The 18,369-nt window shown below is 33.6% G+C and carries 10 protein-coding genes and 1 riboswitch; of the genes, 1 reads left to right on the forward strand and 9 read right to left on the reverse strand.

Annotated features, from left to right (window positions below; translation table 11 throughout):
* Positions 1-4: 4 nt before the first annotated feature.
* From BN1075_RS11180 to BN1075_RS11205, 6 genes are all read right to left on the reverse strand, one after another.
* Complete coding sequence (locus BN1075_RS11180) at positions 5-4,804, reverse strand: Ig-like domain-containing protein (protein ID WP_040193226.1); 4,800 nt, start codon at positions 4,802-4,804, stop codon at positions 5-7.
* Between the two features lie 532 nt (positions 4,805-5,336).
* A riboswitch (cobalamin riboswitch) is annotated at positions 5,337-5,518 on the reverse strand.
* A 175-nt stretch (positions 5,519-5,693) separates the two neighbouring features.
* Positions 5,694-7,058, reverse strand: a complete 1,365-nt coding sequence (locus tag BN1075_RS11185; protein ID WP_404988688.1) for a TrkH family potassium uptake protein — start codon at positions 7,056-7,058, stop codon at positions 5,694-5,696.
* A gap of 207 nt (positions 7,059-7,265) precedes the next feature.
* Positions 7,266-7,904: a nitroreductase family protein gene (locus BN1075_RS11190; protein WP_040193227.1), complete on the reverse strand. Its 639-nt coding sequence runs from the start codon at positions 7,902-7,904 to the stop codon at positions 7,266-7,268.
* A gap of 168 nt (positions 7,905-8,072) precedes the next feature.
* Complete coding sequence (locus tag BN1075_RS11195) at positions 8,073-13,379, reverse strand: S8 family serine peptidase (RefSeq protein ID WP_040193228.1); 5,307 nt, start codon at positions 13,377-13,379, stop codon at positions 8,073-8,075.
* Between the two features lie 189 nt (positions 13,380-13,568).
* Positions 13,569-13,799, reverse strand: coding sequence for a TIGR04540 family protein (locus tag BN1075_RS11200; protein ID WP_040193229.1), 231 nt, complete (start codon positions 13,797-13,799; stop codon positions 13,569-13,571).
* A gap of 94 nt (positions 13,800-13,893) precedes the next feature.
* Entirely contained in the window at positions 13,894-14,799 is a 906-nt protein-coding gene (locus BN1075_RS11205) for an AEC family transporter (RefSeq protein WP_052406513.1), read from the reverse strand.
* Between the two features lie 167 nt (positions 14,800-14,966).
* Between BN1075_RS11205 and BN1075_RS11210 the strand changes: the two genes are divergently transcribed.
* A complete protein-coding gene (locus BN1075_RS11210; RefSeq protein WP_042387221.1) occupies positions 14,967-15,269 on the forward strand; it encodes a DUF1294 domain-containing protein in 303 nt (100 codons plus the stop codon).
* A gap of 60 nt (positions 15,270-15,329) precedes the next feature.
* Here the strand turns inward: BN1075_RS11210 and BN1075_RS11215 are convergent, their stop codons facing one another.
* Genes BN1075_RS11215 through BN1075_RS11225 form a run of 3 tightly spaced genes read right to left on the reverse strand, consistent with a single transcriptional unit; the run spans position 15,330 to position 18,349 of the window.
* A complete protein-coding gene (locus tag BN1075_RS11215) occupies positions 15,330-15,857 on the reverse strand; it encodes a flavin reductase family protein (protein ID WP_328286192.1) in 528 nt (175 codons plus the stop codon).
* A 35-nt stretch (positions 15,858-15,892) separates the two neighbouring features.
* Positions 15,893-17,002: an ornithine racemase Orr gene (orr, locus tag BN1075_RS11220; protein WP_235777785.1), complete on the reverse strand. Its 1,110-nt coding sequence runs from the start codon at positions 17,000-17,002 to the stop codon at positions 15,893-15,895.
* 15 nt (positions 17,003-17,017) lie between these two features.
* Positions 17,018-18,349 carry a GlmL-related ornithine degradation protein gene (locus tag BN1075_RS11225; protein WP_040193547.1) on the reverse strand — a complete coding sequence of 444 codons (1,332 nt, stop codon included), beginning with the start codon at positions 18,347-18,349 and terminating at the stop codon, positions 17,018-17,020.
* Positions 18,350-18,369 lie beyond the last annotated feature (20 nt).

The raw sequence follows: 18,369 nt of genomic DNA on the forward strand, positions 1-18,369 counted from the left end.
CTTCTTAATTCTTCTTAAACATTTTGCGTTTTGATCTACTCATCAACACCACTATACATCCACCTGACAAAATAAAAGTAATTATGAAGTAAATTAAATTGCTATAATCCCCTGTTAAAGGTACATTCCCTTGTCCACCTTCAGTTGAAGGTTTATCTTCTGGAACTTCTTCCTCTGGAATCTCTGGTTTCTTCAATTCCTCTAAAGAATTTTCAGCAGCAACTAGTATATTATAGTTTTCCAAACCTGCTTTTGATTCTTCTGGAAGTGCATCATATGCAGCACGTGCCTCGGCGATTTTAGCTTCGCTGTCAAGAGTTACTGTTCCTATATTTTCAATCAGCTGTTTTACAGCATTAATTTCCTCAATCAAACTAGTCATTGTGTTTTCTGCCTCTACAAGCACTTGGTAATTACCAATTTTAACCTTTTGCTCATCAGTTAAAGCATCATATGCTTCTCTTGCTGATTTAATGACATCCTTCTTTGAATAGGAAACTTGTCCAATCGCGTCGATTTTAGATACTACTGTATTTATGGTATTCTCTTCTTCTTTCTTTAATTCACTTAAAGTCTTCTCTGCATCAACTAATGTATTATAATTTTCTACACCTACTTTTGATTCTTTTGGAAGTAAATCATATGCAGCACGTGCCTTCACAATTGCATCTTCGCTTTTAAGAGTTACTTTTCCTAGGTCTTCAATCAACTGTTGTACAGCATTAATTTCATCAATTAAACTAGTCATTGTATTTTCCGCTTCTACAAGCACTTGATAATTGATAATTTTCTCCTTTTGTTCATCAGTTAAAGCCTCATATGCTTCCCTTGCTGATTTAATAACATCCTTCTTATCATAAGAAAACTGTCCAATCTCTTTAATTTTAGATGCTACTTCATTGATAGTCTTATATTCTGCTTCAGCTTCAGTCAATAAATTATAGTTAGCAACATATTCTTTTAAGGAATCTTCTAGTGCATCATAGGCACTTCTTGCTAAATTAATGGAATTACCACTATCTAATGTCACATCTCCTATTGCATCAATCTGTTCTTCTACATAAGTAATAGTACCTTTATCACTAGCAGATAATATTCTTAGATCAATATAAGTTTCAAGAGGTGTTACAGTTACATTTGTTTCATTTCCATTTTCAGCATCAAACTTATCCCCATACATAACATAATTGTAGTAAATTGTAATTTCTGTATCTGCCGTAGTTAAAGGATCTTTTGAAAATGACACATAAGATGTAATATCACGTTCTACTCCATTAGTAAGATAAGCTGTAACTTTCATTCCTGCTGGATCAAATGTTTCCCCTTCTACAAAAGTATTTTTATTGGGCTCATTTGTAACAACAATATTTTTTATTTTGCTTCCCAAAGCCATCATATTTGCAGAATCATTCTTGAAGTATAAAGTTCCTTCCTCATCTACAATTGGACTGCAAATTGCATACTGTGCTTGCTTTCCTGAAGGTGTAAATAAAACAGGTGCACAACCATTTAATATTTCAACTTTACCATTATTTATATATTTTTCAGTTACACCATCTACAACTGAAGTCACTCCTGGTTTATCTTTTATAACACGTACTTGTCCTGGAGTATAATTGTCTATAAAGTAAACATAAACATACCCTTCTTCATCTTCATATGCAGTAGATAAAAGTCCACTAGTCTGTGGATATCCTTTAGTTGGCACTGTATATGCAATCTCCCATGTAGTTAGATCAAGTACAGTGATATTATGTCCGCTATACTGTCCAAACTGAGATGTTCCAGCAACCCCTATATATGCACGCCCATTGTATACAACCGGAGTAGAAGTACTCATTGGAGGTAATTCAGGCTCATTTGCACCATTATTAAGTAATATTTCTTTCAAATCGTATCCTTGAACACCTAAGTCATCCTTTTTAAAGGTTCCATCCTCATTTACTGCCACACTATAGAAACTTCCACCCTTACTAGCAAAGTAATAACGGTCTGTTACTTCATCATAAGAAACAGATGATCTAATATCACCATTTAAATTTTCAATCTTACCAAGCAACTCTCCTGTTTTCGGATTCAAAGATAGTAAATTAGAAGTATCTGATAAATATCCACTTACCCCATCGTCGGTACCTACAAGTAAAAATTCATCACATACATAAGCTCCAGACCAATAAAATCCACCTTTTTGTGTATATCTCCAAGTAGCTAATTTTTCTTCTACTGTATCATCTATCTTCTCATCTGTGATAGAAACACATACATAGTTAGTATTTGATACTTCACTACGCCAAAAACCTGTATATACATAACCATCATTGTATATAATTGGACTATTAGGCTGTCCTTTTAATGGATCTTTATAAACCCAAAGTGATTCTAAAGTATCCGCATTAAATGCTTGAATAGTACCATTGGCAAGTCCTACAAAAATCATCCCCTCTGCATAAGTTGGAGGAATTATATTAAAATTAGATTTCGCAACCATTTCACCTTTCTGCTCCATCACTTCACCTGTAAAGCGGTTCATCTTATAGACTGATGTCCCTGAACAGAAAACTAAGTAATCATCTACAATGATTGGTGAACCAATTGCATTTGAACCCCAACCATCTCCAACTTTTGTTGCCCAATATAATGTAGTTTCATCAGCTGTTTTTGAAGTAGGTGCATTAACAACTGCGTTATTATTTGAGTTTCCACGGAAAGATGGCCAGTACGATGGCATATCTGGCTTTATAGCTTCATTATCAATTGCCTTTTCTAATTCAACATTAATTATCTCTTCACCAGCTATGAAATCTCCAACTTTACTCACATATCCATTCTTAGTAATAAGATAACTGTAAGTATCCCCTTTTTTCAGAGAATACTTTCCATTTTCTAATGGTAAAATACGATTAGAACTGCTATCAGTCATAAATACAATGGCATCTTCCGGGGTTGTATTTATGCTAACCTCAACTGTATCACTATCATTTGGAATTATATTGACAATACACTCTGCCATATAACCACCATCTATTGTTGTAGCAGTAATAGTTGCACTACCAATTTCTTTAGCTGTTATAAGACCATTGCTATCAACTGATGCAATATTAATATCTGAAGATTTCCATCTTACGTTCTTATTTGTAGCATTCTCTGGAGATATTTTAGCTTCTAATTGAAGCTGCTTACTATTTTTTATTTCCACATTGCTTTCATTAATTGAAACACCATCAACAAAAACTACTTCTGGACTACTTTCATAATTAAATGAAACTGCATTGACAAAATTATAACTATTATCTTCCATGATAAAGGTATCTGGATTTCCATCTCCAGTCTTGTCCACCTTTATTGAAAGCTTATATGACCCGTCAGGCATTTTATTAAGTGTATATTCTCCATCTTCTTGGAAAGGATATTTATTGGTTGCCTGATCATACCAAGCACATTTATCTGAAATATCAGAATCTGACGAATAATAAATATTTACAAACTCTGTTCCCTCCGGTACTGTAACCATGTACATAGGTATTGTTATATCAGATCCATCTTCCCATGGATCTATTGTAATTTGACTTTCTTTAATATCTCTTAATTGTGTTGAATCATCTGCTGTAGTAAGTTTAAAGAATGGATATTTAGGCTCCTCTGGTATAGCATTTAAAATGTTAGATAATTCGGTATAAGCATTATCCACTTCTTCTTGATTTGCATCTAGTTTTTCTGCAACAGCTATAGCCTTCTCATAAGCTTGCTTAATGTCATCATTACTCAATATTACTTCTTTATCTTCTGCTGAATTAACACGTGCAATTTCTGTCATCAACTTGTCTTTATTTGCAATAGGATAAAAATCACTGTTATCTCCACCCATTGAATAGCCACCACCAATATCGGCACCATAGCCATAAAGAGTAAATTGCACACGTACTACATCTCCATCAGATAAATAGGAATCTGAAAACCCAACATTCGGGAAAACAGAGTTAATAGCATACATCCATCCAGACATCCAAGTATAATCAAACTCACCTAATCCAAAAGGCTTACTATTATCATCAACATACATAGCGTCCTCTAAGGAAACACCCTCTTTGTCTAAAACCGATATTAAAGCCTGCGGAACTTGATCTGTTGGATTAAATGGTGTATTTATTTTTGCTCCTATTTCAGGATCTTGACAACCATATTTGAATGAACTGTCATTGTAGGAACTCTTTGCTCCACCATCTCCTAAAATTGCTAAATAAAAACCACCTTCTAATTCACCTGTACGGCTGTAAGAGTATCCATGTTCCGTTAAAAGACGATCTAGCATTACCGCTGTATTTTCGCCTTCATAAATTGGAACCTGCATTGGAATCTCAATAAATCCTCTTCCAATAGTTAGAGCTTCAATGGACCAAGTAGAATATCCAATTATATCCCCCGGTGCTGCTTTTTCATAAATAATCTTATATGTCTGTGATATTCCTCCAGCAGACACAACAATGCTATTTTCACCTTCTTGTGTAAAGGTAAGGGTATAACTTGTTTTCACTTGGTCATCCCAGTTATACTTAACAGGTTCACCATTAAGTGTTACCTCTGAAGGTATTTTCTTGCCATCGGCATCCCGAGCTATTACATCAAAAGTTTTTTTACTTCCCTTTAATATAACCCCATCTGTTAAAGTAGTTGAAATTGATACTCCCCCTGTTACCATTTCTGTCACAGCTTCTGCCGACACCATTTGACCGAACAGTGAAAATACCATAGTAAATACAAGCATGATAGATAAAAATCTACTCTTCATTGCATTCCTTTTTCCCATTTCTTAATCCCCTTCCAATTATAATTTTAAAATATAATAAAAGTATATTTAGTGATATTTATCATTAAATATATTTATTAACAAAACCCATTTACTATACATACGTAAAAACGCTTTAGTAATTTTATACTCGAATAAAATAATGATATCTCATAACTTCCAATAACTATTGTAGATTTTTACCTTATTGCCGTTAAAGGATATAAATTACATGAAAACGATTAATAGATATCTAAAATTATTAGTATTCATAATTCAGAAACAATTAGTAAGCTCGTTGAAGAACTTTTAGATAGAGTTTTAAAATTAGCTTAGCAGTCTACTTTCCACTTCCATATTTACCACATAAATTTACAATTTCTACAATTTTACATATCCGAGCAAATAAAAAAGGTTCTATTTCCATAGAACCTTTGAGTAACAATAATAAACGATATAATAAAAACCATGAACCTTATAAGCTTAAAACCCTCAACCTATAGTTTCACAATTAAATATACATCACATATATCACTTCTATTTCCCACCGAAATTTCTGTTTTATTCTATGGTAGGTCTCCTGACTTATGCTTCAAACCTACTCCTCCCAGTCTTCCCAAGTTAATCTCAGTGACTCTATTGAGAGTTTCGTAGCCATTACAGTAGCGGGGGCTGTTGAGGATTCTCACCTCATTCCCTGTTATTGCGTTTGCAACCATAAAATATTATATTATATTATATTATATTATATATTCATTTTAGATTAAATATTTAACAATGTCAACAACTCAATCTTGTTCAGTGTAACTATATTGATTATAGAAATTTTTCTAACCCCTATGCCTTACTTATTACTAAAATAATATTCTTGTAGTGTTCATAATATTCCTTTATTATTTTAATAAATGTATTATCCTATTAAAACCTTTCCTTCAGCGTACTTAATATTTCCTGCAGTTTTTCTATTTAAAAGTGCCAATACTACAGTTAATGGACCAACTCTTCCTAAATACATCAAGGTCATAATTATAATTTTTCCAGCACCGCTAAGGGTTGGTGTAACCCCTAAAGACAATCCTACCGTTCCAAAAGCTGATGTTGTTTCATAAAGTAATGCCAAGAAATCATGGCCTGGTTCTGTAACGGTTAAAAACATAGTTACAACACAAACTAAACACATTGCTATCCCAATAATTGCTACAGCTCTATACACCAAGTCCTTTGGAATTCTCTTTTGAAATAACTCAACGTCCTCTCGTCCCTTTATTACACAAATAATTCCACCAAGTACAATTCCTAATGTTGAAGTTTTTATACCACCTGCTGTAGATCCTGGTGATCCTCCAATAAACATTAGAATAACAGTTAGAAATTTTCCTGAAGTAGTCATAGCTGTAGTTGAAATACTATTAATCCCTGCTGTTCTTGGACTTATAGATGCAACAATAGAGTTTACTATCTTATCCCCTAGACTCATTGCTTTCATTGTCTCTGAATTGTTATATTCCATGATAAAAAAGCACAAAGCGCCTCCTAGAATCAAAATACCAGTAATATATAAAACTACTTTACTATGCAGTGATAGCTTTTTATCTCTCCTAAAATTATACAGTTCAACAAGGACTGTGAAACCAAGACCTCCAATAGCAATCAAGCTAGAAACTGTCAATAAAATAACTGGATTGTTATAATATATTGTATAACTAGAAAAATTACCAAAAATATCAAAGCCAGCATTACAAAAGGTTGATATACTATGAAAAAGACTATAAAATAATCCCTTTCCTAAGCCATACTCCGGTATAAATTGAGTACTCAAAATCAATACACCCACTAGCTGAATGACAAAAGCAAAATGCATTATCTTTAGCATCATTTTTACAATTCCTTGTATTCCAAAGGTGTTCATTGCCTCCTGCATAAGTAATCTGCTTTTCAATGTGATTTTTCTCCCCATAAGTACAGTAATAAAAGCTGCAAAGGACATAAATCCAAGTCCACCTATTTCAATTAAAATCATTATTACAGTTTGTCCAAACATATTCCAATGAGTTCCAGTGTCCACTACCACCAAACCAGTAACACAAGTTGCCGATGTAGCTGTAAACACAGCGTCTAAAAAGCTTGTTGGTTCACCACTAGCAGATGATATCGGTAGACTTAAAATCATTCCACCAACTAAAATTACAATAATGAATCCAATTGCTAGAATCTGTACTTCACTTAGCTTTCTCTTTTTAATAACATTTTTTCTAATGTCAGTTTGAATATCCATAATTCATCCCTTCCTCATTATAAATAAATATTCACCATTCCTTAGATTAAATTATACATATATGTACAAATTTAGCACACAAAGCAATACTTTTAAATAGGACTTGAAGATTTATTTTCTTCTAAGTATCCATGATTTTTCGAATAAAAAAGAAACCTAACAAAAATAACACATCTGTTAGATTTCTCTTATTTATCACCTATTTTATTATTCTATAATGGTCACAACTTCCTCCAAAGGCTTGCGTGCCGGCTGCTGTGGTACCTTATCATCTGGTATACCTAGAGTTATCATTGCCATTAAGCTATAACCCCCTTTATTAAAACCAACCAACTCCTCAATTTCCCTTTTAGCATGTGTTGGACCTGTCATATAGCAGGTTCCATATCCCATGGCAGCTGCTCCTAAAAGAAAATTTTCTACTGCTGCTCCAATTGCTTGAGCATCTGATTGTGGTGCTAATATATCTTTTAAAGTTTCTTCATCAGCACCACCTTCTTTTAAAATCTTATATTCAATCATATCATATGGCTTTCCATAAACAATGATTAATGCTGGCGCATCCTTAAATAAAATATAATATTTCTTTAACTTCAAATATAATTCTCTATCACTTTCATTCTTTGCCATTTCTGCTAACCTATCATGACTCCTAGAAACTATATCAGCCATCTCATTTATCAAATCACGATTTTCTATTACAACAAAATGCCAGTTTTGTTGATGCTTTGGTGATGGAGCATAGGTTGCAGCCTTTATCAGTTCCATTATATCTTCTCTTGGAACCCTTATATTCTTATACTTTCTGATGCTTTGTCTTTTGTATATGAAATCTAATTTTCCCATAATTTTCTCCCCTTTTCCTTCGTTATATATAATACCACTTTATAGTAAATAGCATTCAATGTAAATAGGGTGCTAACGATAATTGTTTCGACAGCACCCTTTCACACATATATTTATAAAATAATATTCAGTTGTTAAATTTTATTTTGTTATACATTTCCTTAAGCCTTAACTTCTCTTCCTTCTTTTAATAAATAGTCCCGCTCCAACAGTAGCTAATCCAGCTACTAATACAAAAGTTGAACCTATCATTGCTCCTGTTTGAGGAAGATTTGGCTTATTAGGCTTACTTGGTTTCTCTGGTTTTTCTATTTCCTTTTCTTTAACGGTTACTTTACAAGTGTCAGTAAATTCACCTTCTTCACTAATTACGGCGATTACAGCTTCACCTTTACCAATTGCTACAACTTTTCCATCAATAACTGTTGCTACCCTCTCGTCTGATGATGACCATTTAACATTTTTATTTGTAGCGTCTTCAGGCTTAAATGTAACCTCTAATTGTGCTTCTTCACTTTTATTTAAGTTAAGCTTATTTTTGCTAAGCTTTATTGATTCTAATGGAATTATTTTCTCTTCCTTCTCTACAACATTTATTTCCCAAGTTTTAACTATAGATGTACCATCAATGTTTACAGATACAAAGGCCTTTCCAACCTTATTAGCTACAGCTTTTCCATTTTCATCAACCGATACAATGCTGTTTGCAGAAGATATATATTCTGCTGAGTCTACTAAACTTTCATATGGCTCAACCTTAAAGTTAAGTTCAAATTCATCCCCAACATAAACCTCTCTTACTGGCTCTTCTATAATAACATCTTCAATTTCTGGAACTTTTCCATCAATGCCAACAGAAATATAACAGCTTAAAGCAAGTCTATTATCACTAGTTTTAACAGTTACCCTTGTAGAACCTGGGGCAACTGCTGTAACATTTCCTTCTGAATCAACGGTTACAACCTTCTCATTTGATGATTTCCATATTAGACTTACTCCTGTAACATTCTCTGGTGTTATAGTTGCAGTTATTTTATCTGTTTCACCAACGTTTAAGAATATAGAAGTTTTATCTATAGTCATTTCTTCAAGACGTACTTCTTCATGATAACCTACTGCTTCAAGAATATCCTCTAAAGTTCTTCCATCATAACTTAACTCGGGATCTTTTCTGTCTAGAGCTTGTTCATTATATTGTTCAAAATTATACACTATATAATCCATGTCATAAACATCAACCACACCATCAAAGTTAAAGTCTACTGGTACTTTTGAGTAATCAACCTTTTGACCATAGTACTTTTCAACCTCTAAAGCATCATGGATATCTATAACTCCATCCTCTGTAGCATCTCCACCAAAAATATTTTTATAGAACTCTGCACCTAATAGGTAATAAACCTTACCTATTAATTCACCATCAATCATCCTAGATGGTATAAACTTAGCAGTCTTTTTAAAATGTCCTGGCATTGCTGTTACTAACATCATTTCTTCATCTGTTATTGGAAGGTTATAGTTATCATATTCACCTGTACCCTCGTCATAGGTTAAATCATATTTATTTCCCTTTGAGTCTTCAATCCATATATACTTATCAAATTTTGGATTGTATAAATCCATTAGACTTACTTCATAGAAACCTTCTGCCAATTGGAAAGTCTTAAGTGTTGAAGTTTTGGGTTTTATTTTAACTCCTTCATAGGTTCCATTGTAAGAAATATCTACTGGATTGCCTTCTGCATCTTTAACTTCCATGCCTTGACATTGGATATATTCTTTATAAAACTCTGTTTCTGCATCATATGCAAGTTTTAACTCTACATCCACTAAAGCCATATCCTCTGGTATATTTACTGGATTTCCATCCTTATCAACTAACTCAATATTTAATCCAAGTTCTCTAGTTGAATAACCAAAGATTCTCTTATCAATTTTAACTTCATATCCATTCTTATCTAAGAATTCTTGAAGCTGAGCATTTACTCTTACATCCATGACTTCAAAGGCTTTAAAGAAGTTCAATGTAGTTTTAAAACTGCTTCCAATTACATTATTCACTGATATAGTTGCATTTATATTTTCTCCAAGAGACATTTCATCCTTATCTAAAGTTACACTGTGATAAGGTGTTCCCTCCTTAATGAAAAAATATCTTGGGGGCATATATAGGTTTTGTGAAGTAGCTATATCTATTGGCATTGGTGAAACTTCAAAAATACCATTTTCTAGATCCTCTTCCTGTATACCTATTTTAAAGTTTCCTTGGTTATCAACAGAAATACCATAGTAAGGCATACCATTTACAAATCCTGCAATTTGTATACTTGTGGTATCAACCTTATAACCCATTTCATTTAAAACTTCAATACTGTTATCTGTAACATTTCCATGTAGCCAATAAGCCTTAAAAGTTTCCCCTGAATATTCTTCCTCTGTATACATATTTTCAGATACTTCATATACGCCTGGCTCTTTATCTAATTTAATTTTAACATCCTCATTATCTACTAATACATTGTAGCTAGAAGTGTACTTAGCATCCTTTTCTGCATCATTACAAACAAACTCTAAAATGTACTTGCCATCTTTCAAAGAGCTTCTTACCATATCCATATTGCCATCCTTGTCTATAGGGAAATATCCCGCTCTGCTGTCTAAAGCTACAATATTATCACTATATCCTGGTGGAAGATAAGATATATCAATGACTGATGATAATCCAACAAGCTCTTTAGTTTCATAATCCCTTACATAGACCTCTACAGTACTGATTGGAGAGGAAACACTTATCATTGCAGAAAGTCCTGGTATTTTTGCAAAGTGCATCATTTCAAGGTCATTACTCATAGCTGGTCTAGATAAAACTACTGACTCAACTCCTGGAGTTAAATACTTAACTGCAAAAGGTACTCTGTAATCCTCTGCTGGGTCTTCTGTGTTGGTAAATACTACAAACCCTTCATATCTTCCAACTGCTGAGTTACCTGGTACTGTAATTTCTGACTTAATATCAACAGTTTCTCCAGCTTCTAAAGTTACTTTATTTGGAATTTCCAAAGCAACTCCATTTTTTACAGCATCCTGTGAATTAGTGCTTTCTCCTAGGAATTGAACATCAACATCAAAGGTTTTATTTTTTTCTCCTGAATTTATCATCTGAATTGCTAATGATTTACTTACAGCTTCTTCACCCTTAGCAATTCTATCAAAGGATAAGGAACCTGTTATATAAGGTAACTCAATTTTCTTATAATCCTCATCAAGAGATTCACACTTATCTAAAACCTTTATAGCAATATCTCTATTAACTGCCTCATATGCATTTATTCTCCCTGCTCCAATTTCATTTACTCCATAATCCTTAGTTAGCTTCTCTGCAGTATTCATTATTGCAACCTTAATCTGTTCTGGAGTAAGGTCCTTATTGTTTTGAAGCATTAAAGCTGCTACACCAGCAACATGAGGTGATGCCATGGAAGTCCCATCAATACGTGAATATGCAATACTGTAATCAATGCCGTCTTCCGGGCTATTAATATATTCTGGATAAGTAGAGAATATTCCTACTCCTGGTGCTGTGATATCAGGCTTTATAGTTTCATCAGAAGATGGTCCCCTTGAACTAAAGTCCGCTAACTCGTCCCCATTTGTAGATGTCTTACCATTAAACTCAATTTTAATACTTTTTACTGCTGTAGCCTCCATAGTATTCTCTACAATGGCTCCAGCCTTCTCTTCTTTAACCTTTTGTTCTTCTACTTCTACTGTTGATTGATCCTCTGTTTTAGTTTCTGCTTTTTCCTCTACCTCTTGTTGTCCCTCTGTAGTTTCAATATCTTCTACACTATCTTGCTTATCTTCTACTTGTGGTACTTCAAGATTCTCTTCCTTTGAATCTGTAGTAGCTATACCAAGTGCTTCCTTAAGAACTTTACCATTTTCTTGACTTATTCCAATTCCAAGAACTCTATCAGTTCCCTCACCAAAGAATAATCCTATTTCTCCAGGAACATTATTGGCTAATATTAAAGCAACTGCACCTGCATTCTTAGCATTAATAAATTTCTCTGCAAAGGACAAATATCCACGGTCTACAAATAGAACTTTTCCCTTCACATCTAATTCACTAAGTTCATAGTCAAAACCAAAACCACCATAAATGATTTCATATTCATTTCCTACTACACTATCTATGCTGTCAAATGGTCTTGCAATAAGCTCACCATCAATAGCATTACCATCAGGAAGTTCAAGTTTAAACTTATCTATGGAAATGTTAGTTGTACTTGCACCAACTGAAATTGATAGTGGTGAAGTTCCTGGAGACCCTAAGGTGCTTGCTCCCGGACCTGAATTGCCATTGGCAACTACTGGAACAACCCCAGCAATAGCAGCATTGTTACATGCAATGGAACTTGGATATAGAGGACTTGGTGTTGTAATTCCTAAAGATAAGTTTATTACGTCCATGCCATCTTTAACTGATTGTTCAATTGCAGCAATAATATCTGCAGATGACCCAACTCCATAAGGTCCCAGAACCTTATATGCGTATAGCTCCACATCAGGTGCTATACCTGTGACTGCGAATTCACTTTCACTATTTTTTCCATTAGCTCCAATAGTCCCTGAAACGTGGGTACCGTGAGATGTATAATAGTTATTTCCCCAATCATCCTTTTCTGGTTCACCACTTTTGCTCCAATCATCATAAGTTGTTTCCATTGGGTCTTCATCATTATTAACATAGTCATATCCACCAGGTCTATAATTCTCCTTTAAATCTGGGTGATTATAATCAATTCCTGTATCAAGAACTCCAACCTTAATCCCCTTTCCAGTTATACCTTCCTTTCGAAGCTTGTCCACCCCAATTAATGGTGTACTCGATACCATTCTAGATGATATTTCTTCTATGCTTTTTGCACTTTTAATCTCCGGATCTACTCTTACCTCTTCATCCTTCCAAATGGATTTTACAACTCCACTTTCAAGGAGCATTGATATATCCGTTCCCCTAACCTTCATGGCTACACCATTAAAGGTATCGTAATAAGAATGTTCTATTTCATAAGTTTCTGATGATTTTTCTTTAGCCTTTCCTGCTAAAAATTTGCTGAACTCCTTATGTTCTGTTTCAATCTCATCTCCTAATGAGTACTTGGAGCTTTCCTCCTTTAGAACATTGGCTGTTATCCTTGGTAATGATTTAAACTCAATTATTATTGACTGATATTCTTCTGTTGAAACATCAACTCCATCCTTAATTGGACTTACCCCTGCCGATGAATCTTGAAGCTCCTTATTATACTTTTCTACCCATTCCTTTAGTGCATTTGCGCTTCTGTCAGTACGGATATCATAAGCATTTACGGCACTTATTGGAAAGAATGATAAGAATAACGATAGCGAAATTGTACCACTTATCAAACGTTTCCACATTTGAACCCTTTCCCATTTTTTTCTTGACATAATTTATCCCCCTCTTATAAAAATAATGTTTAAGAACTAGTTATAACTTGATGTCCAAAACATGCTTAATCAATATACGAAACCATTTGGCAAAAATTACCAAATAGTTAATATTTTTTTATATTTTTTATTTAATATAAAAAAATAGCCTATGGATTTTATCCATAAGCTATTAGAAATATTTTTATATTAATTATTAACTATGTCCTTAATAATTTCTACTCTTTCTTCTCCTAAGATGTTAGCAATTTTAACTTCTATGCTACCACCTTTTTTAAATACTCTTTCTTCATTAGCACTTATTATTTTCTTAATTCTTTCTGATAAATCTTCATAGGACATTAAATCATCTCTATAAACATCTACCATATCTCTTAAGCATGACCCCAATTCTTTTGGGTTCTTATATAATATTCTCATACGTTCCTCCATCTTGTTCTTTGATTAAACTAATATAATTTACTATATCATTATTTTGTTCAATTTTTCAACATGTATACGTCCAAGCCTAATTTTACCCAACTAATGCTACAAACAACGGTATTGTTACAATAGATAAAACTGTAGTAATAAATACACATTGAGATGCATATTTACCATCACCATTATTATCAATTGCCATAACTGGACATATTGCCGCTCCCGGCATAGCCATAATTAATGTTGGTACAGCTATAAGCATTGGATCTATGCCAAGATATTTCATTGGTAAAAATACTATTATCGGAACTAATATTAACCTAATAAATGATACAAGATATAAGCTCCAATCTGATAAAACCTCTTTAATACTACTGCTACATAGCATAGAACCAATTATTATCATTGAAAGTGGTGTTGTTATTGCGGCCACATTTCTTACTCCTAAAAGCAAGAAATCTGGAATTGTTACTTGAGTCATAAATATAACTCCACCAATTGCCACAGCCCATAGTGCAGCATTTTTCACTATATTTTTAAATGATTCCTTAATTGTTAGGCCTGTACTAAACAACCCATAGCCGAATGTCCATACGAAAATATAGAAAAATATATTATATATTGATGCATAGAAAATTCCTATTTCTCCATAAATACTTCCTAAAACAGGAAACCCCATAAAAGCACAGTTACTAAAGGTTGTCATAAATACAAGTACAGACCTACGCTTCTTCTCTGTCTTGCAAAATACTAATTTACTAATAACAAATGCCAATACATGTATTATAAAAGAATAAAAAATTAATTTTTTACAGTTATCTACAATACTTTTATCATAAGTCATATAAAAACTATTAATTATAGATAAAGGTAATGTAATATTAACTAAAAGACTATTAAGACCCTTTTCCACTCTATCGTCAATGAAATTTTTCTTTCTGGCATATACACCTATTGCCATCATAAAACATAGGGCAATAATCTCATTTGCTGCCTTCATTTGTTTTCCCCCCATCGGTGATATTTTAGTCCACTCCCAATTATACTACAAACTTTCCACTATTCTATAGCTTTATTTCACTTTTTTAATGTACACCTTCTCATTATTGCAGTATTGATATAAAATTATATAGTAAAGCTCCAAATAATAATAAAGGAGGTCCTATTATGACTAGTTCATTTATCATATACTTATTATTTATAAATACCGTTGCATTCTTTGCAATGTTAATAGATAAACGTCGTGCAATTAATAAGCAGTGGAGAATTAGTGAAAAAGCTCTTATAGGTATGTCAGTAGCTGGCGGATCAATTGGTATGCTTTGTGGAATGCAGATATTTAGGCATAAAACTAAGCATAAAAAATTCACTATTGGTATTCCTTTAATTCTTGTAGTTCAAATTTTACTTCTAGGCTTTTCACTTGAAAACTATGAAGTAATTCTAAAGGAAATTAATAAGATGTTCTAAGCATGAATTTTAAAGGGGTTATATCAAAATCATCTTGATATAACCCTCAATTATTTTAAGCTATAATTTATAAACTGCTTCCACTTCTCCATAATAAATCACATGGTAATCTTCTTTAGGGTACGCAGAAGCTTTAATATCTTCTGATAAAAATTCTGGACTCATTTCTTGTTTATAAACAATCTTACACTCATAAGTCAAAACATTTGGAGCATTAATGACTGGTGTATCAACAAACTTAGCTGGTATAAGCTCTAAATTGCACTCTTGAAACTTGTCATAATCTCTTCCTGATTTAGTTCCACAGAAAACTATTTCCTTTTTCAAGTTATCATCCATTGGAATTGTAACAGTAAAGTTATCTACTTTCTCAATGAAATCATAAGTATATCTATGTTTTCTAACCATTACAGCAAAGATACATTTTCCCCATTGATAACCAACGTTCCCCCAGCCAATAGTCATAGTATTCACGTTATTTCCTGCTTTAACTGTTAAAAATGCACCCTTTTCGTGAAGATTTCTAACTGCCATATTAAGATCTTCAGTAAACTCTTTAAAATCTACCACATAAACCATCTCCCTCATTTACTCATAACTCCATTATAGCTTACATTTATACATTACACTATATACTTATTAATATACTCCGAAGTCATCAGTGATAGCAAAGCACCATAATCCACATCAAATTCAACAACATCTCCAACCTTATAATTTCCCTTACAATTAGTTAAATTTAAAAGTAGATGATCGCTGCTGCCTCCTAAGATTTCAATGGTCTTGTCTCTTGGAGTTAGGCCATCAATTCTTACATCCTGTCTGCCAACAGATATTATTGCTCTTTTCATAATGCCCTTATCCTCAAAGGTTGGAATTTCTCCAAAAGCATCCATTCCTATATTTCCAATAGGCATTGATGGCTTTTCCTTTAATTCAATGATTTCACCCTTAAAAGTAAATATATCCTTGAACATTCCTGGAATGTCCTTACCATAGGCTGTTTCTCTACCTAAAACCACAGATTCTCCTAATCTTAAATTAGTAATTCCATCTACCATAGTTTTATTTAATACCTTATATAAACTGCTGGAGTTCCCACCTGAAACCACCTTTAATTTTATCCCCAGCTTTTCCTCAATGTCCCTCTTTATATCCACAAGTTTGCCTAAATTGTTATCATCTGGAATAATTCCTCCATAGCAAGTTAAGTTAGTTCCTATTCCCAAGAATTCAATATTAGGCAAACCTATAACCTCTTTTGAGGTATTTATAACCTCCCCCGGCCATATACCCTCTCTTAAATCTCCTAAATCTATCATTAATATAATCTTATGAACCTTATTAGCCTTAACGGCTGCCTTTGACAAAGCTTTCAAAGTATCCATTTCCGAATTTAAAGATATATCCGCATACCTTACAACTTCTTCAGCTTGACTAATGGATGGAAGTCTTAAAAGCAGCTTTTCACAACTTAAACCCTTTATTCTCTTTAAGTTTTCCACCCTTGAGTCTCCAATTATACTAACCCCAGCCTCTAATATAATCTTCACCATATCTGGCATGGAGCAAAACACCTTTGTTACCACTGCTAAATCTATCTTATTTCTTCTGCAGATATTTAAAGCCATTTTAGTATTATGACTTAATTTATCTAAGTTTATCTCTATTCTTGGATAGCTTTCATCTTTGGTAATAGTCATCTCTTGTGGAATATTATATACCTCAGACATTTGAATTTCCCCCTACTAATTTAATCCCAAGCTTGCTTTTAAAAGTTCCGCTGCCGCCTTTTTATTTTCCCTTGAAAGGACTCCTGCACAAGCCATAATATACATATTATCTATGAGCACCTTAGCTTCCTTTGTTGGCCTCATGGTGATATCGCCTTTTACATCTTTAATAGCTTCTAGAAGTTCTTCTCCTTCACCAAGCCTTGTTAAAGCTCCCCCTGTTCCAACTATATACTTAACCATTGACAAATCTTTACCGTATGCACTAAACTTTCTTCCAGAACCAAATACTCTTTTTATATATCCAACATGTCTGTCCACAGCTACATTAACTGCCTTTTGGGTTAGTACTCTGCTCCAATGCCTTTCTTCTTCCGTTGCTGGAATTGGTTTAATATATCCTTCAATTTCTTCTCTAGTTTTGCCTTCTAACTCATAATCATTAAGGAGTGAAATAACATTCTCACGATTTACATATACACCTATATCCCCTTCAACAGTTCTTTTAGCCTTTGGTTCAGGTGTAATTAAAATATCTAACACTTCTATGCTTCCATCAGTAACAGAATGAACATCCGTAGTGGCTCCCCCAACATCAAGAACCATTACATCTCCGAGCATTTCATAAAGCAGCTTAGTTGCTTCCATAACAGCTCCTGGAGTTGGCATAATTGCTCCATCTACCATTTCCTTGATTTTATCCATTCCACCAGCCCTTACAATATTCTTTTCAAAGGCATCTTGAATTATCGCTCTAGCTGGCTCTACATTAAGCTCATCAACCTTTGGATATACATTGTCTATAACGTAGAGCTCCTTATCTTCAAAGATTTCTTTTATCTCATCTTGATTGGCAATATTGCCGCAATATACCACAGGAATATTAAAATCAGCTGCACTTATAAGTTCTGCATTATCTAGAGCTGTTTCTCTTTCCCCATAATCTGTTCCCCCTGCAATCATTATAAGATTAGGATTTATAGCTTTTATTTTCTTTAAATCAGTTCTACGAAGCCTCCCTGCAGTAACATTCTTAATAATTCCCCCTGCTCCAAGAGCTGCTTCCCTTGCCGCCTTTACTGTCATATCTTCAACTAATCCATGAACAGTAATTTTAAGTCCCCCTGCAGCACTACTAGTAGCAATCATTCTTCCATATTCTAAATATTCTCCTAAGCTATCTTCAATTTCCTTTATAGCATTTCGAAGTCCGATGGTTACGTCACCTTCTAAAACAGAAGTAAACCCCTTGCCTTGACCCACAACTTCTACACCATTACTAAAATTAAAGGCTGTTACAACCGTAGTAGTACTTCCTATCTCTGCTATCAAATATTCTACCTTCATAACTCCTCCTGCTTTAAAGG

The organism is Clostridium culturomicium, assembly GCF_000821305.1.
Taxonomy (GTDB): Bacteria; Bacillota; Clostridia; order Clostridiales; family Clostridiaceae; genus Clostridium_J; species Clostridium_J culturomicium.